At 36.2% G+C, this 21,995-nt stretch carries 24 protein-coding genes and 1 tRNA gene; 10 read left to right on the plus strand and 15 right to left on the minus strand.

The annotated features are described in order from the left end of the window. Positions 1 to 75 precede the first annotated feature (75 nt). A complete protein-coding gene (locus HJC33_RS03460; protein WP_171657402.1) occupies positions 76 to 1,086 on the plus strand; it encodes a glutamine synthetase beta-grasp domain-containing protein in 1,011 nt (336 codons plus the stop codon). Positions 1,087 to 1,151: 65 nt separating this feature from the next. Here HJC33_RS03460 and HJC33_RS03465 read toward each other — a convergent pair whose 3' ends face one another. Then, positions 1,152 to 2,090, minus strand: coding sequence for a calcium/sodium antiporter (locus HJC33_RS03465; protein WP_171657403.1), 939 nt, complete (start codon positions 2,088 to 2,090; stop codon positions 1,152 to 1,154). A gap of 690 nt (positions 2,091 to 2,780) precedes the next feature. Here HJC33_RS03465 and HJC33_RS03470 point away from each other — a divergent pair. Together HJC33_RS03470 and HJC33_RS03475 are read left to right on the plus strand one after the other, a co-directional pair. Continuing rightward, the gene (locus tag HJC33_RS03470) at positions 2,781 to 4,559 is read left to right on the plus strand and encodes a DUF885 domain-containing protein (RefSeq protein ID WP_409557878.1); all 1,779 of its coding nucleotides are present in this window, start codon (positions 2,781 to 2,783) and stop codon (positions 4,557 to 4,559) included. Positions 4,560 to 4,653: 94 nt separating this feature from the next. Then, positions 4,654 to 4,797 carry an SsrA-binding protein gene (locus tag HJC33_RS03475; RefSeq protein WP_171657404.1) on the plus strand — a complete coding sequence of 48 codons (144 nt, stop codon included), beginning with the start codon at positions 4,654 to 4,656 and terminating at the stop codon, positions 4,795 to 4,797. On the opposite strand, the gene HJC33_RS03480 is transcribed toward HJC33_RS03475, so the two are convergent. Next, a complete protein-coding gene (locus HJC33_RS03480; protein WP_171657405.1) occupies positions 4,794 to 5,306 on the minus strand; it encodes an adenine phosphoribosyltransferase in 513 nt (170 codons plus the stop codon). The genes HJC33_RS03475 and HJC33_RS03480 overlap by 4 nt on opposite strands. Positions 5,307 to 5,316: 10 nt before the next feature. Between HJC33_RS03480 and HJC33_RS03485 the strand changes: the two genes are divergently transcribed. The 3 genes from HJC33_RS03485 to HJC33_RS03495 all read left to right on the plus strand — a co-directional run bounded on the left by HJC33_RS03485 (position 5,317) and on the right by HJC33_RS03495 (position 7,261). Continuing rightward, on the plus strand, positions 5,317 to 5,688 hold the full coding sequence (locus HJC33_RS03485; RefSeq protein ID WP_216366643.1) for a GIY-YIG nuclease family protein: 372 nt from the start codon (positions 5,317 to 5,319) through the stop codon (positions 5,686 to 5,688). Continuing rightward, positions 5,666 to 5,739 (plus strand) — tRNA-Arg (locus tag HJC33_RS03490). The genes HJC33_RS03485 and HJC33_RS03490 overlap by 23 nt, the downstream gene beginning before the upstream one ends. Before the next feature lie 265 nt (positions 5,740 to 6,004). Then, complete coding sequence (locus HJC33_RS03495; RefSeq protein ID WP_171657406.1) at positions 6,005 to 7,261, plus strand: site-specific integrase; 1,257 nt, start codon at positions 6,005 to 6,007, stop codon at positions 7,259 to 7,261. Here HJC33_RS03495 and HJC33_RS03500 read toward each other — a convergent pair. From HJC33_RS03500 to HJC33_RS03535, 8 genes are read right to left on the minus strand one after another with little or no spacing between them, the layout of a single operon-like run. Beyond that, positions 7,253 to 8,035, minus strand: a complete 783-nt coding sequence (locus HJC33_RS03500) for a DUF4138 domain-containing protein (RefSeq protein ID WP_171657407.1) — start codon at positions 8,033 to 8,035, stop codon at positions 7,253 to 7,255. The genes HJC33_RS03495 and HJC33_RS03500 overlap by 9 nt on opposite strands. Then, complete coding sequence (gene traM / locus HJC33_RS03505; RefSeq protein WP_171657408.1) at positions 8,032 to 8,961, minus strand: conjugative transposon protein TraM; 930 nt, start codon at positions 8,959 to 8,961, stop codon at positions 8,032 to 8,034. The genes HJC33_RS03500 and traM overlap by 4 nt, the downstream gene beginning before the upstream one ends. Further along, a complete protein-coding gene (locus HJC33_RS03510; RefSeq protein WP_171657409.1) occupies positions 8,942 to 9,589 on the minus strand; it encodes a conjugal transfer protein TraK in 648 nt (215 codons plus the stop codon). Before HJC33_RS03510 ends, traM begins: the two co-directional genes overlap by 20 nt. A gap of 34 nt (positions 9,590 to 9,623) precedes the next feature. After that, positions 9,624 to 10,466 (minus strand): hypothetical protein, encoded by an 843-nt coding sequence (locus HJC33_RS03515; protein ID WP_171657410.1) that lies wholly within the window; start codon positions 10,464 to 10,466, stop codon positions 9,624 to 9,626. Positions 10,467 to 10,469: 3 nt separating this feature from the next. Next, a complete protein-coding gene (locus HJC33_RS03520; protein WP_171657411.1) occupies positions 10,470 to 11,051 on the minus strand; it encodes a conjugal transfer protein in 582 nt (193 codons plus the stop codon). 18 nt (positions 11,052 to 11,069) lie between these two features. Beyond that, positions 11,070 to 13,472 (minus strand): TraG family conjugative transposon ATPase, encoded by a 2,403-nt coding sequence (locus HJC33_RS03525; protein ID WP_171657412.1) that lies wholly within the window; start codon positions 13,470 to 13,472, stop codon positions 11,070 to 11,072. Next, positions 13,459 to 13,743, minus strand: coding sequence for a hypothetical protein (locus HJC33_RS03530; protein WP_171657413.1), 285 nt, complete (start codon positions 13,741 to 13,743; stop codon positions 13,459 to 13,461). The genes HJC33_RS03525 and HJC33_RS03530 overlap by 14 nt, the downstream gene beginning before the upstream one ends. 1 nt (position 13,744) lies before the next feature. Next, positions 13,745 to 14,032 (minus strand): hypothetical protein, encoded by a 288-nt coding sequence (locus HJC33_RS03535; RefSeq protein WP_171657414.1) that lies wholly within the window; start codon positions 14,030 to 14,032, stop codon positions 13,745 to 13,747. A gap of 219 nt (positions 14,033 to 14,251) precedes the next feature. Between HJC33_RS03535 and HJC33_RS03540 the strand changes: the two genes are divergently transcribed. Further along, a complete protein-coding gene (locus HJC33_RS03540; RefSeq protein WP_171657415.1) occupies positions 14,252 to 14,857 on the plus strand; it encodes an N-acetylmuramoyl-L-alanine amidase family protein in 606 nt (201 codons plus the stop codon). Between the two features lie 73 nt (positions 14,858 to 14,930). Here the strand turns inward: HJC33_RS03540 and HJC33_RS03545 are convergent, their stop codons facing one another. From HJC33_RS03545 to HJC33_RS03565, 5 genes are read right to left on the minus strand one after another with little or no spacing between them, the layout of a single operon-like run. Then, positions 14,931 to 16,007: a nucleotidyltransferase family protein gene (locus HJC33_RS03545; protein WP_171657416.1), complete on the minus strand. Its 1,077-nt coding sequence runs from the start codon at positions 16,005 to 16,007 to the stop codon at positions 14,931 to 14,933. Continuing rightward, positions 15,994 to 16,809: a DUF6602 domain-containing protein gene (locus HJC33_RS03550; RefSeq protein WP_246245476.1), complete on the minus strand. Its 816-nt coding sequence runs from the start codon at positions 16,807 to 16,809 to the stop codon at positions 15,994 to 15,996. Before HJC33_RS03550 ends, HJC33_RS03545 begins: the two co-directional genes overlap by 14 nt. A gap of 1 nt (position 16,810) precedes the next feature. Continuing rightward, complete coding sequence (locus HJC33_RS03555) at positions 16,811 to 17,278, minus strand: Mov34/MPN/PAD-1 family protein (protein WP_171657418.1); 468 nt, start codon at positions 17,276 to 17,278, stop codon at positions 16,811 to 16,813. Next, positions 17,275 to 18,942, minus strand: a complete 1,668-nt coding sequence (locus tag HJC33_RS03560) for a ThiF family adenylyltransferase (RefSeq protein WP_171657419.1) — start codon at positions 18,940 to 18,942, stop codon at positions 17,275 to 17,277. Before HJC33_RS03560 ends, HJC33_RS03555 begins: the two co-directional genes overlap by 4 nt. Next, positions 18,942 to 19,898 (minus strand): nucleotidyltransferase family protein, encoded by a 957-nt coding sequence (locus HJC33_RS03565; protein WP_171657420.1) that lies wholly within the window; start codon positions 19,896 to 19,898, stop codon positions 18,942 to 18,944. Before HJC33_RS03565 ends, HJC33_RS03560 begins: the two co-directional genes overlap by 1 nt. 307 nt (positions 19,899 to 20,205) lie before the next feature. Between HJC33_RS03565 and HJC33_RS03570 the strand changes: the two genes are divergently transcribed. Genes HJC33_RS03570 through HJC33_RS03580 form a run of 3 tightly spaced genes read left to right on the plus strand, consistent with a single transcriptional unit; the run spans position 20,206 to position 21,993 of the window. Beyond that, positions 20,206 to 20,799, plus strand: coding sequence for a hypothetical protein (locus HJC33_RS03570; protein ID WP_171657421.1), 594 nt, complete (start codon positions 20,206 to 20,208; stop codon positions 20,797 to 20,799). Beyond that, the gene (locus HJC33_RS03575) at positions 20,796 to 21,197 is read left to right on the plus strand and encodes a hypothetical protein (protein WP_171657422.1); all 402 of its coding nucleotides are present in this window, start codon (positions 20,796 to 20,798) and stop codon (positions 21,195 to 21,197) included. The genes HJC33_RS03570 and HJC33_RS03575 overlap by 4 nt, the downstream gene beginning before the upstream one ends. After that, positions 21,184 to 21,993, plus strand: coding sequence for an ImmA/IrrE family metallo-endopeptidase (locus HJC33_RS03580; RefSeq protein WP_171657423.1), 810 nt, complete (start codon positions 21,184 to 21,186; stop codon positions 21,991 to 21,993). The genes HJC33_RS03575 and HJC33_RS03580 overlap by 14 nt, the downstream gene beginning before the upstream one ends. Positions 21,994 to 21,995 lie beyond the last annotated feature (2 nt).

The raw sequence follows: 21,995 nt of genomic DNA on the forward strand, positions 1-21,995 counted from the left end.
CTCAAAACATATATTATAGTCCAAATCTACTATTTTTGTCAATCATAAATTTGAGAACAAATAACTACCGTAATTATGAGCAAATCTAAATTAGAGTATCTCTGGTTGGACGGTTATGAGCCAACCGCCAACATTAGAAGCAAGACAAGAATTGAAGAAGATTTTAGTGGTAAATTGGAAGATTGCCCCATGTGGTCTTTTGATGGTTCCTCTACCAAACAGGCCGAAGGTGGTTCTTCCGACTGTTTATTGAAGCCTGTTGCCATTTACCCAGACCCTGCAAGAAAAAATGGTTTCTTGGTAATGACCGAGGTTTTGAATGCTGATGGAACTCCACACGAAAGTAATTCAAGAGCTACCATTGATGATGAGGATGATGACTTCTGGTTTGGATTTGAGCAAGAGTACTTTATTATGGACACCGCTACTTTGTTGCCACTAGGTTTCCCTGTTGGTGGTTATCCTGGACCTCAAGGTCTTTACTACTGCTCCGTAGGTGGAAAAAACACTTGGGGTAGAGATTTGGTTGAAGAGCATGCCGATCTATGCTTGGAAGCCGGAATCAATTTTGAAGGTATCAACCAAGAAGTTGCTGCCGGACAGTGGGAATTCCAATTGTTCGCAAAAGGAGCTAAAAAAGCAGGTGACGAAATATGGGTGGCCCGTTATTTATTACAAAGATTGACCGAAAGCTACGGTTACTATATCGAATATCACCCAAAACCTATTAAAGGGGATTGGAATGGTTCTGGTATGCACGCCAACTTCTCCAACACAACTTTGAGAACTTGTGGTTCCAAAGAAGTTTATGAGAAAATCTGTGAAGCTTTCAGACCTGTAACCTCTGAACACATTGCAGTATATGGTGAATTCAACGATCAACGTTTAACAGGATTGCATGAAACCGCTTCTATCAAGGATTTCAGCTATGGCGTTTCTGACAGGGGTGCTTCTATCAGAATTCCTATCATGACCGTTGAAAAAGGATGGAAAGGTTGGTTGGAAGACAGAAGACCTGCTTCTAACGCTGATCCATACAAAGTTGCTGCAAGGATCATTAAGACAGTTAAGTCTGCAGACGTGTAAGAAGAATAGATAAATTAGTTGTTGATTATAGATGTGACCGCTCCAGTTTTTTTTGGGGCGGTTTTTTATTGCACTGTCAAGTAAATAAAACTAACGTAAAACGCTAGCAAAATCAATCCATCCCTCCAACCCAAACGCAGTCCCTTTGGGAAAAATACTAAGGGTAAAATCAAGAAGGAAATTCCCAGCATCCAAAAAATATCATTGGACAGCAACCCTTGATCCACCACTGTTATTGGAGTAATTATGGAAGTAATACCCAATACAGCCAACAGGTTAAAAATATTGGATCCTATTAAGTTCCCTACGGATATAGCTTTTTCCTTTTTAATTACCGCAATTACAGAGGCAGCCAATTCCGGAATACTTGTCCCCACGGATACCACGGTTATCCCAATCACTCTATCACTCACACCAAAAGCTGAGGCCATTCCCACGGCACCATCAATCAATAATTCGGAACCTCCCCATAATCCGACTCCCCCTATTCCTAAGAAAAGAACGGTTTTATAGTGGGGTAAAAGCACATCATCCTCTGGCATTTCATCTTCAACAGCAGTTTTCTGAAACCTAAGCAGATAAACCAAGAACAAAAACAAAAAGACTATCATGATGATGCCCTCGTAACGCTGTAAAACCCCATCAAAGTAAACAAACCCACAAAACAACAATGAAGCTACCATCATTACGGGCCAATCTGTGGTATAAAAACTTTTCCGTACGTTAATACTGCCCAAAATCACCGTAATTGCCAAAACAAGTCCAAGGTTGGCGATATTGGAACCCACTACATTTCCGAAGGATAAATCAGGAAAGCCATCAAGGGCAGCCTTAACACTCACAATAAGTTCAGGAGCTGAAGTGGCGAAGGAGACCACGGTCATGCCAATTACAATTTTTGGAATGGATAACCTAAGGGACAATGCAACTGCTGCTTTTAACAACCAATTACCACCCACAATAAGCAAGACCAAACCTAGAACTATATAAAGTAAGTTTTCCAAAAGTCAGAATTTGCGCAAATATAGATGAAGATCTATTTGTGGTTATCATTAAAATATCAAAAGCCATTAGAAAAGGTTAAAAAGCAAGCTTAAAATCATCACTTTTTTGCCACAAACAGCGAAAATTAAATCCATAAAATAACAGAACCCAAAGCTGACAATACAAACGAGATTTTCTAAAGAAGTCATTTTTTAAACAAAATGCCCCTAGGTTTTCAAAACAGCACTAAAAACGCCCCTATAATTCTAACATTTATTACCAATAACAGCACTAACTAATTACATTTTGTAATTTTTATCAAGACGAAAAATAAAAATCATAGTGCTTTCCCGTTTAAAACCCTACAATCTTGTATGCAATTGTATAGATTCTGGTCGTAAAATTTGGAAACATGATTTTTCTCATTTTATCTTCAAAAAGTAACCGGTTCAATAACACCATTTTTCAACTTAAAAATCAATCGACCAATGATTACAATCGTCAAATTTTTTGTGATGTTACTCATAGAGCTCATCGCCATTATTTTTCTTTGAACCTCAGAATTGTAAAGAACTGATTGAGCAATCCTTCAGTAATTTATCCATTACTTTTTGATGCATCATGTATTGATACACACAGAATTGTGTTAGAGCGTAAAAGTTATGTTTTTTGGCTACATTTAGGTTTTATAACAATTTAAACGCTAAAAAGTGAAAAAAATAACATTTTTACTAACCACCATCGTATTAATGTACTCTTGCAAAGAGGATTCCAAAGAAGTGGCTCCACTAGAACCTAATTCAGAATTTGCCGCGCTTTTGGACAATTATTATGAAGATGGACTAAAGCTTAACCCCATTAATGCTACTCTTGCAGGTGACAATCGTTACAATGATGAGTTCCCCAACTTTCTCTCAGATGCATATGCAGCTTTGAATAAGTCGCATTTTGAAGACTATAAAAAGAAACTAGAGCAGTTTCCAAAGGACAGTCTTTTGCCAAGCGAACAAATGAGTAAAGCAATTTTGGAATGGGAGTGCAATATTAATTTGGATGAGTTTAAGCATAATGCCAATCTTACCCCAATAGACCAAATGTGGTCCATTAATCTATTTATGGGACAATTGGCCAGTGGTTCAAGTGCCCAACCTTTTAAAACTGTAGAGGATTATAAAAATTGGATGACCCGTGTTGATGGCTATTTGGATTGGCTGTCCAGTGCGGAGGATAAAATGAAAGAAGGTATGGAAAAAGGCTATGTACTGCCAAAATCTTTGATTTTGAAAGTACTCCCACAATTGAAACCTCTTACAGTGGCTAATTTGGACCAACATCTTTTTTATTCCCCAATCAAAAACCTTCCAGATAGTTTTTCGGATGAGGAAAAATTAGAGCTCACCACTGCCTATGAACAAATGGTCAACGATAAAATAATACCTGCCTATACCAGGCTTCATACATTCATGGCAGGAGATTATTTGGAAGCTGGCAGAGAATCAAGTGGCATTCAAGGTGAACCTAATGGTGATGCCTACTATGCCCATCAAATCAAGAAATACACCACTACAAATATGACCGCTTCTGAAATTCATGAATTAGGATTGAATGAAGTGGCCCGCATTCGCTCTGAAATGGAAAAAATTAAGGAGCAAGTTGGCTTTGAAGGTGATTTGAAGGCTTTTTTCGATTTTGTTAGAAGCAACAAAGAATTGATGCCCTATACCGAGCCCCAACAAATCATCGATAATTTCAACCAAATTCATGAGCACATGAAACCAAAGTTGGAAATGCTGTTCGACATGAAGCCCAAAACTCCTTTTGAAGTAAAACGCACAGAAGCATTTCGTGAAAAATCAGCCAGTGCAGAATACAATCCAGGTTCTTTGGATGGTACCCGTCCAGGTGTTTTTTACGTTCCGATTCCTGATGCCACTAAATACAATGTGTATTCAGATGAGTCGCTTTTCTTGCACGAAGCAATCCCTGGGCACCATTATCAAATATCATTGACCCAAGAAAACAAAGAGCTGCCACAATTCAGAAAAACCTTATGGTACAGTGGCTACGGTGAAGGGTGGGCACTTTATACCGAATCTCTTGGAACAGAATTAGGTCTTTATACCGACCCCTATCAACTTTTTGGAATGCTTGGAGCAGAAATGCATAGAGCTGTTCGTTTGGTGGTGGATACTGGACTTCATTCCAAAGGCTGGACCCGTGAGCAGGCCATTCAATATTCTTTGGACAATGAAGCCGAATCCGAAGCAAGTATCATTTCAGAGATTGAACGTTACATGGCCAATCCAGGTCAGGCACTTTCCTATAAAATTGGACAATTGAAAATCAGGGAGCTACGCGAAAAGGCAAAAAATGAGCTTGGAAGCAAGTTTGATATCCGCCAATTCCATAACCAGGTTTTGGAAACAGGATGTATCCCCCTAGCCCTTTTAGAAGCTAAAATCAATGATTGGATTGAAGCCAATAAGTAAAATTGAAATGAGGCGCCTATGGCGCCCCATTTATAAAACCTTAAAACATGATGCTTAGACCCTAACTATATTTGTTTCACCAACTCAAAAAATCATGCTGTATAAAATTCTAGCTAAGATCAATAAATTGTTACTACCCTCTTATTCCAAGAAGCAATTAGATCTCTCCAAAGCTTCAAAACTACAATTGGCCATTATTGGCTGGCGTTATTATGTAACTACTAGAGCATTGGGTTAATATTCCAATAGACTTTTAATTTCACGTCCGTTAAGTTTTTTGGTTCCGTTGAGAAAGGTCAAGTGTATCAAAAAATTGCACTGCACTACTTCGCCTCCCAATTTTTCCACCAATTCGCATACCGCTTTAGCAGTACCCCCTGTAGCCAACACATCGTCGTGCACCAACACCTTTTCTCCTTTTGATATAGCATCTGTATGGATTTCCAAAGTGTCCGTGCCATATTCAAGCTCATAGTTGGCGGACATCGTCTTATAGGGCAACTTACCCTTTTTACGGACTGGCACAAAGCCAGCTTTAATTCTTGAGGCAATCATAGGCGCAAAGATGAATCCCCTACTATCAACTCCAACAACTTTATCAATAGCATGTCCTTCTACCATTTCGCAAAGTACATCACATGCTTTTTGAAGTGCTTTATAATCTTTTAACAGTGGGGTAATATCCTTAAAAACAACTCCGGGTTTGGGAAAGTCCGCAATATCCCTGATAAAGGGTTGAAAATCCATAAGTTTTTAGATGAAGTGGTTTTGCCATAAAGGTAAAAAGAAATATATTTGCACCCCATTAAAAGTCCGTGTGTCCGCCCGTACCGGACGGCACTTTAGGGCAGGGCGCATAGAAACATCGAGTATATTTTATGTTTATGTTCTTTACAGTGAAAAAAATGACAGATATTATGTAGGGCTTACCACAAATATAGGACGACGACTGAATGAACATAATAATGGAAAAAACACATCGACCAAAGCCTATTTACCTTGGGAGGTGGTATATTATGAAAGTTTCGACACGAGGCTTGGAGCTAGACGCAGAGAAAAGTATCTAAAAACAGCTGCAGGCAGAAAGTGGAGAAAAGAAAATATTAGGCCGCGTGGCGCAACTGAATAGCGCATCTGATTACGGCTCAGAAGGTTGCAGGTTTGAATCCTGCCGCGGTCACTGAAAGGCAGTTTGAATCCTGCCGAGGTCACTAAGGGCAAACAACAAATTGCTTTAAAACCATGTAAGTCTTATGATTTACATGGTTTCTTAGTTTTTAGGGGTTCATTTAATTTGATTGGATATGCATTAAAATGGTAGCTATCCGTCAGTTATTTTTTAAAGTGTCAGTTCAACTGACACTTTGCCTAAATGATCTTATTGAACTGGTATAGTTGATTTGACTTTCGTCTCGATGAATGTTTAATTTTTAAAGACGACAACTATGCGTACAAAAAACACCTTTTCCATTCTTTTTTGGGCCGACCAAAAAAAGGCCAAAAACAACGAAGCATTAATCTATGCTAGAATAACGGTTAACCAAAAACGGGTAAACATTAGCTTAAAATGTAAAGCGAACCTTGACAATTGGGATGTAAAAGCCAAAAGAGCTATTGGAAGTTCTAAAGAGTCCAAACAAATCAATAAATACTTAGCACAAGTTGAAACGTCTCTATTTCAGTGCTATAGTGACTTAAATTTGAAAGGAGAACTGGTAACGGCCAGCTTGGTCAAAGCAAAATATCTTAATGAAGATAGCGACTCAAATACTCTTCAAGAAATTCTAAAATATCATAATCAAAAAATTGAAAAAACACTAGCTCCTGGGACCATTAGAAATTTCGGCATCAGTGAAAATTATATCAATCGCTTTTTACAACAAAAACTAAAGACCTCAGACGTTTTCTTAAGACAGCTCAATTACAAATTTATATCAGATTTCGAAACTTTTTTGATTGGATATTATCCAAAGGGGCACCCGAAAGCGATGAGCCATAATACTGTGATGAAGCATCTTCAAAGACTTAGAAAGATTGTGACTTTGGCCTATCATTTAGAATGGATAGACAAAGATCCATTTGTAAGATGGAAACCCACCTTTGAGACAAAGCAACGTGAATTTTTAAGTGCCAATGAACTTTCTAATCTAGAAACGTATACATTTCCATTGGAACGACTGGATAGGGTTCGTGATTTGTTTGTTTTTAGTTGTTACACTGGAATTAGCTATGCGGATATCATCAAGTTAACGGTAGATAATATTGTCTTGGGAATGGACGGTAGCAAATGGATTTACACCAAAAGGCAAAAAACAAAAACACCCGTTAAAATCCCCTTATTGGACAAAGCAGAATCTATCATTGAAAAGTATGCTGAGAATCCAATTACCATTGTTTCTGAAACATTACTCCCAGTACTTACCAATGAAAAAATCAATTTGTATCTCAAGGAAATAGCTGATGCAGTAGGGATTAAAAAGAACCTGACCTTTCATATGGCCCGACATACATTTGCAACAACCGTTACTTTATCCAATGGGGTTCCCATAGAAACCGTATCAAAATTGTTAGGGCATACTAAAATTGCCACTACACAAATTTATGCTAGGGTACTTGATAGAAAACTCAGTGATGATATGAATGCGCTACGAATGAAATTAAACCCTAAGAAGGAAGAAAAAGGAAATTCAGCTTCATCTTAAAAGCTGGATTTTCCTTTCTCCATTCAGTTCTTTAAGCTCAACCATCAATTTTTTATCATCACCCAATACAAACTTGGGCAATACGTATACAAAACGTTGGGTCTGGCCATGGGACACAGAATTGGGCATTTCATATTTATAATCAGCTTTTACAAGGAGCTTTTGGTAAGAAGCCTTACGTTTTTTGTTGCCGTTAACTCTGTAGACATTTAAGTAATCTACCCCAAAATCAATTTCCGACTTGTTCTTGATTTCTAATACTAGGTAAACCTCAGAAGCATTATACACCATCTTCTGCAACTGTAATTTAATGCCTTTTCTTCTCTTAGTTGCTATAGGACCAGAATCTGATTTCAATAAGTGATTACTGAATTTTCTGAAATAATCTTTCCTGTCAAGTGGTTGTGCGACTGGTTTTTGTTTCAAAGTTAGAGGTCGTTCACTGCCGATACTTTCGTTAGATGTAATGAAGTAATTCAGCCTTGGCAACTTCTCCTTATACTTCAAAATATAGGAATAGACCTGACCATTTTTGGTTACCGTAAGCAAGTTGCTCTCGGTTCCTGGAGTGGCTTGCAGCAAACCAAAGTATTGCTCTTTTTCTCTGTTGTACGTAAACACAAAATTGGATGTTCCTGTAATTCCCTGGCGAATAGGTTCTGGAAAAAACAGGACTACATTCTTTTTATCGTTGGCGTATATGGTATCCAATGTTTGTTGGGCAGCTACAAGGTTTGTGAACAGTGCTATTGTAATTATGATCATAGTTTTCATAGGATAGGTTTTAGAATGAGTTGGTAATTATCGGTTACGGTAACCTTTACAGTTCGGTTATTACGTTGGAATATCCTTTTAATTCCGCTTACTTGTGGAACGCCAACGATATTGATATCATCCACAATATCTCCGACGACTTCCTGTCTGGCTTCTGCTCTAAAGCTGTTCTCTATGTAGATGCCCTCGCTTCCGTCCTGAAGGTCAAAAGCATTTAGTTTGACAGGTTTGTGATTGATATTTTCAATTTCTATGATGGTTCGATTAGGCTTAAAACTTACGAAACCATAAATAGGTGTATTTCTTCGGACAGTATTACCATTGATGAGTGCATCTTTGGTCAATCGCATTTGCAAACGATAATTGTTCCGTACCGTTTGTGTGCCATCTACCCGAACATAGATAAAGTCATCGGTATTTTGAGAAATTATATTTTCGTTTTCTATAGGGTGTGAAGCGAAAAAGAGTTGATGCTCCAACCCTAATTCTTTGGATGCAATGTCACTTTCTTTCTTTGCGATTTTGGATGTGGAATCCTTTTGAACTACTGCTGAAGGAAGAGTAGGTTTTGGGTTTCTATAACTTCGGTCAGAATAGCTTATGCGCCCTTCATTATAGATACTATCCACAATTCGCATCTTTTCTTTATCCAATAAATCGGGGTCATACACTCCTGTGGAATCCAATAAACACTCATCATAAATACTAGGAGCATTGTTTTGTCGTACTTCTTTTAGGTCGTCCAGGGCTTCTAACTTAGAATCGTATTCCTTTTGCCCATCTTCCAATTCTGGAACTGGAATTTGATTGTTTTCAATTGTTGGTTCTTCTTCATCTCCTAACACAATCACTGCATAGGAGCCAATAAAGAGCACCACGCATAAAATAATGGCAGCGAACACGATTTTATTCTTCTCTATCTTCATTTGAGTGAGTTTTTAAATGTTCATTATCGACTTTTTTAAGTTTGTTTTCAAAAAAGTTGGTTATCAATAATCCGTGGGTATTGTTAGGAAAGTTTCTATCCACATGGATAATATTTCCCGTTGTTGTTAATTCATAAATATCGATTATCGACCCACGATTGATTTCAAAAATGACAGTAGTTTCAAATCGATAAGGTTCTTGTTGGATATCGATTTTCGATTCAATTTTCAAGACTTTCTGCACTAAGGAATATTGCAATAATCGATTGTAGACGCCATCAGCTTTTTTCTGTCTGTACAATGCATCCACAGAACTATTCCCTAGCCATAAAGCTTTCTCCAGGTTCTTTTCATAATTGCTCGCATCGATGTGATAGAAATAAGTATGAAACAGTTCTAAATGCGATAATATTTCTACTTCCAAGTTTTCATTTTGCTGTACCATTTTAAGGGGAATGACACTACCATCCGAATTGACCACAAAGGCATTATTGATGGATTCTTTGTGAAGTTTTATGACCATAAGTACGGAGATAACACAAGCTAAAACTGCTCCAATAACGACTGCCAAAACAATGAATCGGTTCAAGCGGAGTACGTTGTAAATATTTTGATAGGGTGTTTTCATTTTTTAAGTTTTGATTGGATTTGTCAAATGTGCCTTAGGCACCGGAAAAGAGTTTAAAGACGAATGATGTCGCCCTACGGTAGAGCTTGAATTTGAGTAACACGATAAATCCAATGGAGCCAAATTGAAGCAATGGTGCAAAAAATGTACTGCCCCAATCCGTTCCAAAGAGGGTATTCCAAAAGTTGGTGTTGATTTCCGTATAAAGGTTATTTACAAATACATTGACCAGAAAAAAGGCAGGCACCAACATATAAACCCCAGCATAGAGTTTAAAGAAGTTGTAAGCCAATGAACGGAACTTTTCAAATACGGCAAGACTTATCACCAAAGGGAAGAAAGCCTGCATGATACCCAACAGAAAGAAACGTTCTGCCAAGAATAAGGGATAGATGAACAAATCCAATAGCCATAGAAATATCCCAATGATAAAAGCCAACATCTTTAATCCGTACAGCGGTGTTACCAGGGCCTCATACAACATGGCCATTGCTTTTTTGGCGGCTTCCAATGCGCCCACATCCTGTTCCAAATCGATGTCCTGCATCTGTAACGGGAGGAGCGCAGGAGCCGTGTCCCGATATTGGGTTTCGATAGCCACCAGAATGGCATCAAAAACATTTAATACCTGTGTTGAGAAAATGACCAGAATGACCACCGCAAAATTCTTTGCCAGTTCTGCTGGAGTTAGTCCCCAGGTATACCCCTCGTTATTGGCAACACCTTCGTTGTATTTTTTAAGGATATTGATGAGAAAGAACAGAATGGCCAGCGTCTTCATCCCCGTAATGGTGTACTGCGAGAAGTCACTGTTCTTGATGGTGGCAAATACCGCATCAACATATTCCAACCCTATGCTTAAAGTTATCCCTGACATCAATTAAATTTTTGCTTTCCTGCCGTTGATAACGGCCTGCATTTCACGAAAGGCGATAATCTCACGATAGCGTTTGGTCTTGGCTTCAATCTCAGCCACCATTTCTTTGGATTTCAATTCCATGTCCTTTAGGACTTCTGCACGCTCAGCATCGGTCATTTTAAGGTTATCACTGGAAAGAATCTGGTCGATATAGTCCAGTCCATCAATGGAGTTTTCAATGATGGAATTGAAGGATTCCGAGACCCGATTCACTTCATCGGGTTTGATATAGGGTGAATTGAGAATTTCCCTTAAATCATCTTGAACGATATCGAAGAGCCTCTGGTTGTTCTTAGCTAATTCTTTTACGGCCTTAAGCTGTTTAATCACACTATTGACCTTATCTATATTCTCCTTCTGTTGTTTTAAAAATTTTACGGTCTTTAATAGTTGTGCGGTTTGTTTACCTGACTCCAACAACGATTTCATAAAGGAAATAAAGTTGGTATTGTCATAAACAGGCATTCCCTGGCCCGTAGCACGAGTAGGCAATAAAATGATTATGGCAAATGCTAATACTAGGATTTTGATTTTGTTCTTCATGGTTCTCGTTTTTTTGATTTATAATTGTTTAATGAATGTTTTTATAGCTTCTTCCATATTATTGGTGCTATTATAAATGGCCATTATGGCCTCGCTTTCTTTGCCGTCCGTGAGGTAGGCAGCATACACTTCTTTGGGTACTTCAAGGCGAAAAATGTTGCTCTCCTTTCCAATTTTGATGAACATTTCCGTGTACTTTCTATCCCCCGTAAGGTTGTTGCGAATGGACTTTAATTGGTTTAAATCGTGGCTTGATAGGTTCAATCGCTTTTGAAGTTCTTCGTATCCCTTTTCATTCCGAAGACTGTAAATAACCTGTGTATTCTCCAGAATACTGGCCGATGTGGAATTGTTCGGCAATTGGTTAATGGATTGCAGAATAATACCAATAGCTCCATTTTGTTTTCGGATAGCCTGGTAATAGAATTCCACGCTTTCCAGAACATTATCAAACTTCAGTTGTTTGGCAAACTCATCAAAAAGGATAATTCCCCGTTCGGAACGGTTTCTCCAGATGGTTCTTTGGATAGCTGATTTGATAAGCTTCAGCATAACAGAAAGGATTTCCTTATTGTCTTTCACTTCATCCAGTTCAAAGACAATCATTCGCTTATCCTCGATTTTATAGGTCTGGTCTTCACTCACATTAAATAGGAAGCTGTACAAACCACCATCCACATATTCAGAAAGGATATGCAGGAAGTTGTAAACACTAAAATGCTCTTCCCTTATACTAAGAGCCTCTATGAGGCTATCTTTTTTATCGTCTATAAATTGATACAAAGAAGCTAGTGAATGATTTAAACGGATGTGTTTATAATAATGCAGTAGTACTTTTTTAATGGCAACTTCTTTAGCTTTTGAAACCTGGTTACCTTCAGCCAACAGTTCCAAAAGGAAAATGGCGAGGTCTTCCAATCGCTCAGGGGTCAAATCCGCTTCATTGGAAATGTAAAAGGGATTGATACCCAAATTCTTTCCCTGCTCATATCTCAGAATAATATGGTCATCGGGATAGAGCTTGGCAAACTTGGAATACGAACCTCCCAAATCGATAATGACCAGTCGGACTTGCTGCTCGAAATACTGACGAAGTATATTATTGGCTAAAAAGGATTTACCTTCCCCTGTTGGGGCGAAAATGGCAAAGTTTCTGGCTTTGATGCGTTTCTTTTGCTCGTCCCATACATCTTTTAAAACGGGAATATTGTATTGCCTGTCATTGAAAATGATACCCTGCCCATCTGATTTGTAATTGCTGTTATTGATGTACAGACACAACGCATGCTTTAAAGCGGTGACGTACAAATCCTCATTGGAGAAGTTGGAACTGAAACAACAATAAGAGTTAAGAAAATAGTGCTTTCGTTCTTCACCTTTTGGGTAATAGGGAACTATGTCCAGCTCCTTGAATTCGGTCTTTATTTTTGAGGCAATAGTTTTTAGCTGTCCGGCTTCTGGCGACCAGAAAACAATGTTGAGATGCCCACGTATAATTCTTGAACTGTCGTCTTCATTAATTTTAGCAACAATGGTTTCAATTTTCCTTTGAATGACTTTGTTCTGTGTTCCGAAGTTGGAACTCTTACTGAGTTCTTCAATTTTTTTGTCCAGAAGCTTTCTCCATTTGTGTTTGTCATCGAGGTAAATGATTTGGTTGATGATATGGTTTTCATTTAGGTTCAATCCCAATCCATCAATAAAGCCTTGATGGAATACAAAATCATCAGAAGTGAATTTATCATTGGTTTTACTGCTTTGTAACGCATCACCAAAACAGAGTTCGCTATTTACCGCCAATACATCAAAATGGTTTTCTCCAATTTCAATTGCTGATTTTTTCAATTGAACATCCGTATCAAAACCTTCATTAAACCCGTTGAAATAGGCATTTGTAAGCTCTAAAATTTCGTCCTCTTTTAGTTGTCTCAGGGACACCCTGCGGCTGTTATTGATAAAGGAAACCGCATCATTTACCGAAGCAATAAACTCTTGTACATTATGGTCCAGTTGTTTGTGAATGCCCTTTCCCACCTTACGGAACGGATTGGTAAACTTGGAAGCGTTCAAAGCTTTACCCAAAGGCAGTGTGAAGTACAAATAGGATTGATGCGTGAGACATTCCCGCCCTTTAAAATGACGATAGGTTGCCTTTTCTAAAAAGCTTTTGTTTGGTAGATTGTCTGCCTCATAGCTATTTTTTTTGTAGATATCCTGCTTATGGATAACCGTACTTATCGGTAGGGATTTGAATGCCTGAAACCAAGAGCCGTGTATGTCCTCAAAATCTTTTTCGGATAGGGAATAGATTTCTGGTAAATCTGCTTTATAACACAATATTACATTGCCATTACTGGCAAAAACGATATGCTTTTCTATGCTCAGGATAGGATGGTATGCGGATAGGTTAATTTTCTTCATAATGCAATAGACTTTGCTTTTTGTTACTGATGGCGATTGGAAATACTTTTTTAAAATGCAGTAATGAGGGATGTTTGGTCAGTTGGGTCAATACCACATATAGACCTCCGTTAAAAAGGAATACCGATATGATGACCAAAAAGCTGAAGGAAAAGATGATAAACAGCAATGACCCGATGACTGATGTCATCATCAAAGCGAACAATGAAATGGGCAATCCCATTATCACAGCTCGCTTTCGGATATCCTTATAGATTTCGTAGCGTTTCATGCTACACTACAATGCCTATGAGATAGGTAAATATGCCCACTACCGCACCCGCAATAAGTACAAAGACCAATACACGGGTAATTCCTTTTTTAAGGTCTGCATTCTCACCAAAAAAGTGTCCTGCATTGAACAGAAAACCTATCAGAAAGATGACTCCCAGAATAATGGGAAAGATGGCTCTTATGGTATCGGAAACATCATTAACTGAGTCCTCGATACCTCCAATCTGGGCAAAAATGGTATTGGAAATGAGCAGTAAAAAAGCGGTCAGGAATAGTGTTTTTTTCATGTCGAAATTGATTTAAAATTTGTTGGATTTCGTTATTTGAAAAATACACTATATTAAACATCAAAATGCTGATAATCAGTATTTTGTGAATAAAATATTATTTATATCCAATTGATTTTCAATGCTGTGAATTGGCATCAATTTGTATGAAAAATTGAAACATCTATGTTGATAACTCTAAAATTTTTGAATCGCCCAACGCTCAAAAACGTCAGTTTTATGATTTTACTGCTGAAAATGTGTTTGGTTTTTGGTCAGAAAAAAGTCGTGGTCATCGACCCTGGTCATGGTGGAATGGATTCGGGTGCTATCGGTGTAAATGGCATTTATGAAAAGGATGTGGTTTTGGATGTTGCCCAAGAGATTTTGAAACTGAACAAGTCCCTTTTTAACAACGAATTGGATATCTATTTGACCCGATATAATGATACCCTCATTTCCCTATCTGATAGAAGCCGATTGGCTAAAAGTTTAAAAGCGGATGTGTTTGTGTCTTTGCATTGTAATGCTTCCCAAAATACTTCTAGAGGAGTGGAAGTTTATGTGCATAATTCAGAAAGTTCAAACAGTAAAACGTCTTTTGCTCTTGGTGTTGCTGTCCTGAATGAAAACACCCAAAAACTTGGTTTTAAGAAACGGAGTGTGAAGTTTGCCAATTTTCAGGTGTTACGGGAAACTATTTCCTATTGTCCTTCTGTACTAGTAGAAATGGGGTTTATGACCGATACTGACGAAGCTGATTATTTTTTGGAAACAAGAAATATTAAGGCGTTGGCGTTGACTGTTTTGATGGGGGTTATGGGGTATTTAAATAATGGGTTGTGAGGGAAGTTTTTATTGTAATTATGATTAGCTTATAAGTAAATTACGAAAGTATTTTACTAAGCCATTCTCAAAATCAAGATTTTTCTGGAAAATATTCCAGAACATAATCTTTGTCTTCTTGAATTAAATCCAGTATTTCATCTAGTGCTTCGTAAATTTTTTCTTTTTCTTGGTCAGTGATTGTATTAGAAAGAAGAACCTTCGGATTATCAGGTGATTTTAGCACGATAGTTTTGATATTGTCTCTTATAAACTTTAGGGTCATTATTAGTTTGTCATTCAATCCCTTAGGAATATTATGGCTTTTATCAAATGCCTGCTTCGTTAATTCTTTAATTAAAAATGATTTAAGAGGCAATTCCTCCTTTGCCTTTAAGACCTTAATTAACCCTATGACATTTTTCTTGTGCTCTTCATAATCACCAAACTCCTTCTGTTTATAAGGGTTCATCTTTATCTTTCTTCCACCAGAAGCTAATTTAGGGTTCTTAAATAAACTATAATCGTTCTTACCACGAACAAAGTCAGTTCTTAATGCTGGCACAATATCTATGGTTTCTTCATATCCATCAATGTCAAAGGTTAAGCCGATTGACACTTTCTGTTCTCGAACTTTTACTAAATCGACATCCTTAAATTCGTATTTGAAAAAGTCATGAATTGTATTGAACATTTCCCGTTCGGAGTAAAAACTTGTCTTTTTGAATTTCACAAGAATATCTAAGTCTGACAACCCACTTAATGCTGTGCCTTGCTCAACAGAACCTTGATAACTAGCTCTTCCCAATAAATCTGAATTAAACCTTTGGTTTATAGCGTTTCTAACTTTCTTTCCTTTCAATAATACAAGAGAATCTATTTCATCTGGTTGATAAGATTTTAAAACAGAACCGAGGTAGCTTATTTCGTCAGCATCATTTAGAATTTCTCTTCTTGTACGGAAAACCGTAGAAAAGAACTTTATCAAACTTAAACTTGCTATACCAATTATCGCTCCAATGGCACCAGCCACTACCAAGGATTGAAAATCAAAACTCTTATTAGGATTGAGCTGTTTTTCCTTATGCTGCTCCGTAGTATTTATAATCATACCCAAAATACCACCGATTAGAGCTCCTGTTTCAATCGTCTCTTTATCAGATTTCTTCATCTAATTTTTCCCCTATTTTATCTAAATACACTTTTAAATCAATAGCAGGCACTGTCCCAATTGCTTGCTGTAAGTAACGGGTTAGCTGCATAAAAAATGTCACTAATGAATTCTCCTGTTGGCTAAATCGAACTTCTTTTATACTTCGATTTTCATAAAACTCCACAAACTTGTCATTTCCTAAATCTTTGATTTCTTCGTTAGGTTCATAGTCAACAACGAAAGAACCATAATCCGCTATACACCCCAAGTCGATGCTTTTTAAGCCAGATTGTTTACTTAAATGATTAATAATGGTGTCATTATTTGAATGAGTAAAAGAGTTTGTACTTGTTAATATTCCTCCAATTATTTTAGTCAATGGTCTTGGTGCAAACTTCCTTCCAGAGTTAATCATACTAGTACTAGTTCTTTTTAACTTTCTTACACTTTCGATTTTTTCCGCAGCGTATTCAATGTAAGTTTTCTCACCAACGTTTCCTTGAATATCTGGCTTTACCTCAAAGATTGCATAAACACCTTCAGCTGGTATATAATGAAATCCATTTTGTGAAAAAATAAAAGGCGTATACCAATTGTCATAAATAACAATATCCATTTGATGACTTGTATGTCCGTCAGAGTCTATAATTATAGCTTTATCTACGCTGTACCTATTCGGCAAGTATTTTTGTAACCACTCTATCCAAGCATTTTCCAATGCATCCCCTTTTGAACCTGGATGTAAAATGAAGTCTCTATTGGTATTCAGCTGGGTAGCCATTTGATTCTGAAGGCCTGAAAACAGTGCCTTTAGGTCCATCTTATTCATATTTTAAAAGTTTTTTATTATCATATACATACAGTGTTAAGTCATTCACTTTTAAACTATTAACACTTAAGATTAGTAGCACGGGATTTTTGATATTAACAGTTTTGCAATCAGCAATCTCTATCATTGAATTCAAATCTGTATTGCTATAATGAGTTGAACCATCTGGATGTGTATGCCATTCTCCAACATAATATTGACTTGGAGTTGATTTGTATATTTTTTTCAGATGTTCTACCAAACCTGTAATGCTCCTTTCAAAACTATGACGTTCACCTTTATATTTTTTGGGCAGGATTGTATCTCTGATATTTAATGTCTTAAAATCTTCAGTGTACTCTCCAATTAAAATTCCACCGAACTCTTTTGGATAAGATTTAGTTCCATAAACTCCTATTTCCTCAAGGAGATGGTCAGGAAATACCACTTTTACACTTTTATGCTCGTTAAAAAATATCAATATTGCTTTAATTTTAATTGGTAGCCGTTTTCAATATCACTAGATATAACAAAGTTGTTCTTATTGGCTTTTTTTTGAAAAATCAAGTTTATCTGTTTTAAGGCGTATTGAACAAGAGAGTTAATGTCGTTATATGAAGCTTTAAATGTGGGACTCCAACAGCCTGTGGGATTATACAAGTCTTCAACATCATTGTCCAGTACTTTAGAAAATTGATTTGTTACAAAGTTGTATATGTTGGGATAAAATGCACATACCAAATCCTTGGAATGGTTTGTCACCGAAATATTTATCATTTCATTATTTAAAGACAAGGAATTTAGAATGTACATTAAGTCGTTATCAGTAGAACAATCAAAAATAATATCGTAGGAATTCAGGAAATCTCCTAGTTCTTTTTTTGCTTTTGGTTCATCAAATAATGACTTAGAGACAACTTCAAAATAAGTTTGATTAACATGATTTATATGAACAAATGGTGAAACATGATAAAGATGATTACTTAGCTCTTCAACTTTATCTGCTACTCCTGGTAAGAACTCATATTCTGAACGGCATATATTTTCAGGTTCTTTTCTATCATAGTCGGTTAAATCAATTTTCTTACACCCACATCTTACCAACGTTTTGGCTACAATACTCCCAATTGCTCCCAATCCAATTATTAAAATCTTCTTATCGGTTATTGAATTGACGAATTTGCCTCTTCCAAAGAAATATTTATAAGATGCATTTCTTGTAAGCCCCCATTTTATTTCTTGTTCTATTAAACGACTATACCACTTTTGATTTTCCTTGATGCCTGTTATGGGGAAGTTGCCGATTTCAATCATCGCTGTTTGCCAATGAATTTCGGTATCTGAAATTTTATACCCCACGTAAAGTGGGATATATTGTCCTTTTCTCTTCTGTTTAATATATTCTTTCTCACAATTATGAAGAAATTTTAAAAACTCCTCGCTTAATATTTCTGAAAATTCTATCCAGTTTGTGAGTATAAATCTTTTATGTTTTGCTGGTGCCTCTTCCAAGAAGACGAAAATTCCATGATTGTAATTTTCACTTTTCTTATAGGCATCATTCCATTTGCAGAGGGCAAGATTGTCCCCATAGGCATTTACAAAACCTTGGGTTAGGTAATTATTTATTTTTGTTTCTCGGTACTTCCCTGTAGATAGGAATGTTAAGTTTACAAAGCCATAGTCCTCTTTTGAAAATTTGTAGTCAACTTCAGTAAATGAAAATGCATAAGTCTCATTGTTAACAGTAGATTCTGGAACTATCAGATGTTCGTAATGGTTGTCATTATCTTTATTGAGATAATATTTTACAATCCAATTTTTAAGAGATTCAAAATCTATAAGCAATTTTTTTTCAATATTGGGGCAGCTTGATGTATGAATACAAATCACTCCATTCTCCATAACATGATTATACTCCAATAAATCCGTATTGAAGAACTTTATGGTTTCGGACTCGTGACTTTTAAAAGGGTATTGTGGGTAAATAACAACATTGAACTCAAGAGGGGATTCTAAAGCATCAAGATTTATAGATACAACGCCTTCAATGTTGGTATCGTTTTCTGAAAAAGCTCTTATAACTGATACATACGGAATTGTCTCAACCGTCTTTTCAACTCTCTTAATTCTACTTTGCTTCATTAACCAAATCGCTGATTTTGAGTTGGAATCGAAAAGGTACTGGCTCCCTCTTTTACACCATAACCGCTTTTACTTTCATCATCATCCTCTTCAAAAGCTTCATTGGTCGGGAAATATATTTTTAAGTTATCTTCATTCTCTTCAATTCTATCGAGCATATTGTTCATCTTGTTTGATAAATTTTCTTTTTGCCAAGACTCCAGAGTATCAGCAACATCATTACCACTGTTTCCTGGGTCTTTAAGAGAAAAATCGTCTTTGGTTATATTATCCCTGATGTATTCCATTACTGCTTCTAATTTTTCCCACAAATTTCCACTGATATTCGCTTTATCAAAAGCCTTAATAGTAATAAGCTCAAACAGAAAAGATTTGTAATCTTCATTATTTGATGACTTCCATATTTTTAAGAGTCGGATTATTTTCCTTTCATTCTCTTTGTTCTTAATATGGTCTATTTGCGCCTTGATATTGGTTTGTATGTAACTTTTTTCAGAAATAAGACCATATTTGGAATTAACATACAAGTTCAGCTTATAATCTTCATCATATTGGTCTTTGTTTAATTCTCGACCTGGTACAATATCTATACTAATAACATCACCATCATCATCTGCAAAAAACTCAATCCCAATAGAAACTTTTTGCTTTCTAACAGTAGCTTCATCAGAATATTTGTCATACAGAAAATCGAAAATATCCTCAAACATATCTTCAAGGGTAGAAAAAGAATCCTTTTTAAAAGGGATAACCACATCCAAATCGAACTTTGTATTAATAGCCGTATGCTTAGCATAAGACCCAGAGTTTAACGGATTATATATGTCAGTTCCATACTTTTCTTCAATCGCTTCCTTTATTTCTTGTCTTTTTTCTCTATACTTATCCAATAGGGATGAAATATGAGACATCTTGTGAGTGTCTAACACTTCACTCAAATAGTTACTTTTATCCATACTCTAATTTTTAACATTTTATTTGCAATTATTACACCAATCAGTTTTAAATATTTATTGTGCCAAATTGGCTGATTTGTAAATTTCATTACAGCAGCCGATTAAAAGCTGAATTTTAAGGTTAGAAAATCTCCATTCAGAGCTGTGGAGTTCCGCTCATACATTCCTACAATTTTTAAAGGTTTTTCTAACAGCATATTTTTATATTGTGCTTCTAAACTTTTATGCTTGTCTTTTTTATTTTTTTGCCACTAGATGGAAAATTTTTTAGTTGTACAAGCATAACCTTAATAGAATACCACAGTTTATGGAGGAATCTAGTCAAGAGGTTGCGGCACTACTTAAAGAATACAGCAATGAACAATTAAATGAACTCATTCTAAGAATGAGAGCTTTCGCTAAGAAAAAACTTGGGGATTATGATGATAACCACAATGGCCAACAAAAATTGGATTTTGTTTTCACAGTATTCCAAAAGGCACTTACCAATATTCGTAAATGGGATAAAAGTGAATGTGACTTCGAAAATTTCCTTTTTGGTGTTTTAAAAAGCGAAATAAGTTCTTTTCACGAAAAAGTTAAAAGACGTAAACCTCCAGAGGAGGAAAACGAGAATGAGGAATCTTATATTCTCGATATACCAATTTATATAGAGGAAGTTGGACATACTGACCCTTCCTTCGACGAAATGGATAACAAAAAAATAAAAAATGAATATGTTAAGTTACTTGAAGACTCAGGAGCATCAGATTTGGAGATGTTGATATTTGAATGCTGGTGTGATGGCATCTATAAGCCAAAAGAAATTTCGGATTTTCTGGAAGTAGATGTCACAGAGCTTTACAATGCAGTTAAAAGGCTTGAAAGAAGAAAAAGTAAACTAAACATTCAATTAAAATGAGCAACTTAAAAGATAAAATAGAAAAGGGACTTACAGAGTTTTATTTGAATTCTGATATTGAATTGATTAAAAATTCATTACAGGAGGAAGGTGTGAATGTATCTGAAGAGAGTACAGAAATTGACAGATTCTTGAAAAAGTTGAGATTCACCCAAACAGCTCAGTTAGTACAAGAAAGTAATCTATTACTAATTGAGAAAATTGTTGAGAAATTTCAAGCTGCCATTAATAAAAATATAGATAAGCCTATTGCGACATTGATGAACTTAGTAGAGTCAAAGAAAATGTCAGTACAGTTCAGAAACTTAGATAAGTTGACTGCAGATGAAATAAAAGAAATTATCAAAGGGAAAAATTTAGTTGACTTGATGGATGAATTAGATAATGAAGAATTATAAATATAATAAAGGTTCTGCTGCTGCTAAAAACATATTAGAGCAAAATGGCTTTGATAGCTTACTGGACTTTCCGTTAGAATTATTTGCCAGTGGTCTTGGGGCTACGGTAATCGAAAAACCATTATTGAATTCAGATGGAAGAATAATCTTCGGTAAAAAGCATACAATAATTGAAATCAATGAGAATATTGAATTTGAACAAAAAAAGCGTTTTACCCTTGCTCACGAAATTGGGCATTTCATACTTCATAAAGGCATTGATGTTCATAATGATAATGAGGCTACTACATCGTGGTTCAATAATAAGGAAAAACAAGCAAAACATGGACGTGTGGAGTATGAAGCAAATCAGTTTGCTTCTGAATTACTAATGCCAAGTACTTTATTTTATGAAAAACAAAAGGGGAAAAAATTCTCTCCTCAATTACTTAGAGATTTGGCTTCCTTTTTCAAAACCAGCATAACTTCGATTGCTTTCAAATATTTTGACTTAGGTGACCATCCTATTTGCCTTTTTCATTCGCATAATAAAACGGTAAGTTATTGGAAATGGCCTGAGGGCTATCCGCATTTTATTATCGATAGAACAAAACTTGAACCACCTGAAGATTCTGTTGCTACGGAATTTTTTGAGAAAGGAAAGATTTACTCCAAAGCTCAATCAAAACAGAAGATATGGAAGTCTACATGGTTTGATTTGAAAAATTGGGAAGACGACAACAATTTTAATTTCTTTGAGTATTGTATTATTTCAAGTTCACATAACTCAGTATTGAGTGTTGTTTGGGAGGAGTAAAG

It is taken from the genome of Flagellimonas amphidinii (assembly GCF_013090115.1).
Lineage (GTDB): Bacteria > Bacteroidota > Bacteroidia > Flavobacteriales > Flavobacteriaceae > Flagellimonas > Flagellimonas amphidinii.

Excerpts from the sequence above, each read along its gene's own strand:
- HJC33_RS03460 (WP_171657402.1), top strand. The coding sequence starts at position 76 with ATGAGCAAATCTAAATTAGAGTATCTCTGGTTGGACGGTTATGAGCCA.
- HJC33_RS03475 (WP_171657404.1), top strand. The coding sequence starts at position 4,654 with ATGCTGTATAAAATTCTAGCTAAGATCAATAAATTGTTACTACCCTCT.
- HJC33_RS03480 (WP_171657405.1), bottom strand. The coding sequence starts at position 5,306 with ATGGATTTTCAACCCTTTATCAGGGATATTGCGGACTTTCCCAAACCC.
- HJC33_RS03485 (WP_216366643.1), top strand. The coding sequence starts at position 5,317 with ATGAAGTGGTTTTGCCATAAAGGTAAAAAGAAATATATTTGCACCCCA.
- HJC33_RS03495 (WP_171657406.1), top strand. The coding sequence starts at position 6,005 with ATGCGTACAAAAAACACCTTTTCCATTCTTTTTTGGGCCGACCAAAAA.
- HJC33_RS03500 (WP_171657407.1), bottom strand. The coding sequence starts at position 8,035 with ATGAAAACTATGATCATAATTACAATAGCACTGTTCACAAACCTTGTA.
- traM (WP_171657408.1), bottom strand. The coding sequence starts at position 8,961 with ATGAAGATAGAGAAGAATAAAATCGTGTTCGCTGCCATTATTTTATGC.
- HJC33_RS03510 (WP_171657409.1), bottom strand. The coding sequence starts at position 9,589 with ATGAAAACACCCTATCAAAATATTTACAACGTACTCCGCTTGAACCGA.
- HJC33_RS03515 (WP_171657410.1), bottom strand. The coding sequence starts at position 10,466 with ATGTCAGGGATAACTTTAAGCATAGGGTTGGAATATGTTGATGCGGTA.
- HJC33_RS03520 (WP_171657411.1), bottom strand. The coding sequence starts at position 11,051 with ATGAAGAACAAAATCAAAATCCTAGTATTAGCATTTGCCATAATCATT.
- HJC33_RS03525 (WP_171657412.1), bottom strand. The coding sequence starts at position 13,472 with ATGAAGAAAATTAACCTATCCGCATACCATCCTATCCTGAGCATAGAA.
- HJC33_RS03530 (WP_171657413.1), bottom strand. The coding sequence starts at position 13,743 with ATGAAACGCTACGAAATCTATAAGGATATCCGAAAGCGAGCTGTGATA.
- HJC33_RS03535 (WP_171657414.1), bottom strand. The coding sequence starts at position 14,032 with ATGAAAAAAACACTATTCCTGACCGCTTTTTTACTGCTCATTTCCAAT.
- HJC33_RS03540 (WP_171657415.1), top strand. The coding sequence starts at position 14,252 with ATGATTTTACTGCTGAAAATGTGTTTGGTTTTTGGTCAGAAAAAAGTC.
- HJC33_RS03545 (WP_171657416.1), bottom strand. The coding sequence starts at position 16,007 with ATGAAGAAATCTGATAAAGAGACGATTGAAACAGGAGCTCTAATCGGT.
- HJC33_RS03550 (WP_246245476.1), bottom strand. The coding sequence starts at position 16,809 with ATGGACCTAAAGGCACTGTTTTCAGGCCTTCAGAATCAAATGGCTACC.
- HJC33_RS03560 (WP_171657419.1), bottom strand. The coding sequence starts at position 18,942 with ATGAAGCAAAGTAGAATTAAGAGAGTTGAAAAGACGGTTGAGACAATT.
- HJC33_RS03565 (WP_171657420.1), bottom strand. The coding sequence starts at position 19,898 with ATGGATAAAAGTAACTATTTGAGTGAAGTGTTAGACACTCACAAGATG.
- HJC33_RS03570 (WP_171657421.1), top strand. The coding sequence starts at position 20,206 with ATGGAGGAATCTAGTCAAGAGGTTGCGGCACTACTTAAAGAATACAGC.
- HJC33_RS03575 (WP_171657422.1), top strand. The coding sequence starts at position 20,796 with ATGAGCAACTTAAAAGATAAAATAGAAAAGGGACTTACAGAGTTTTAT.
- HJC33_RS03580 (WP_171657423.1), top strand. The coding sequence starts at position 21,184 with ATGAAGAATTATAAATATAATAAAGGTTCTGCTGCTGCTAAAAACATA.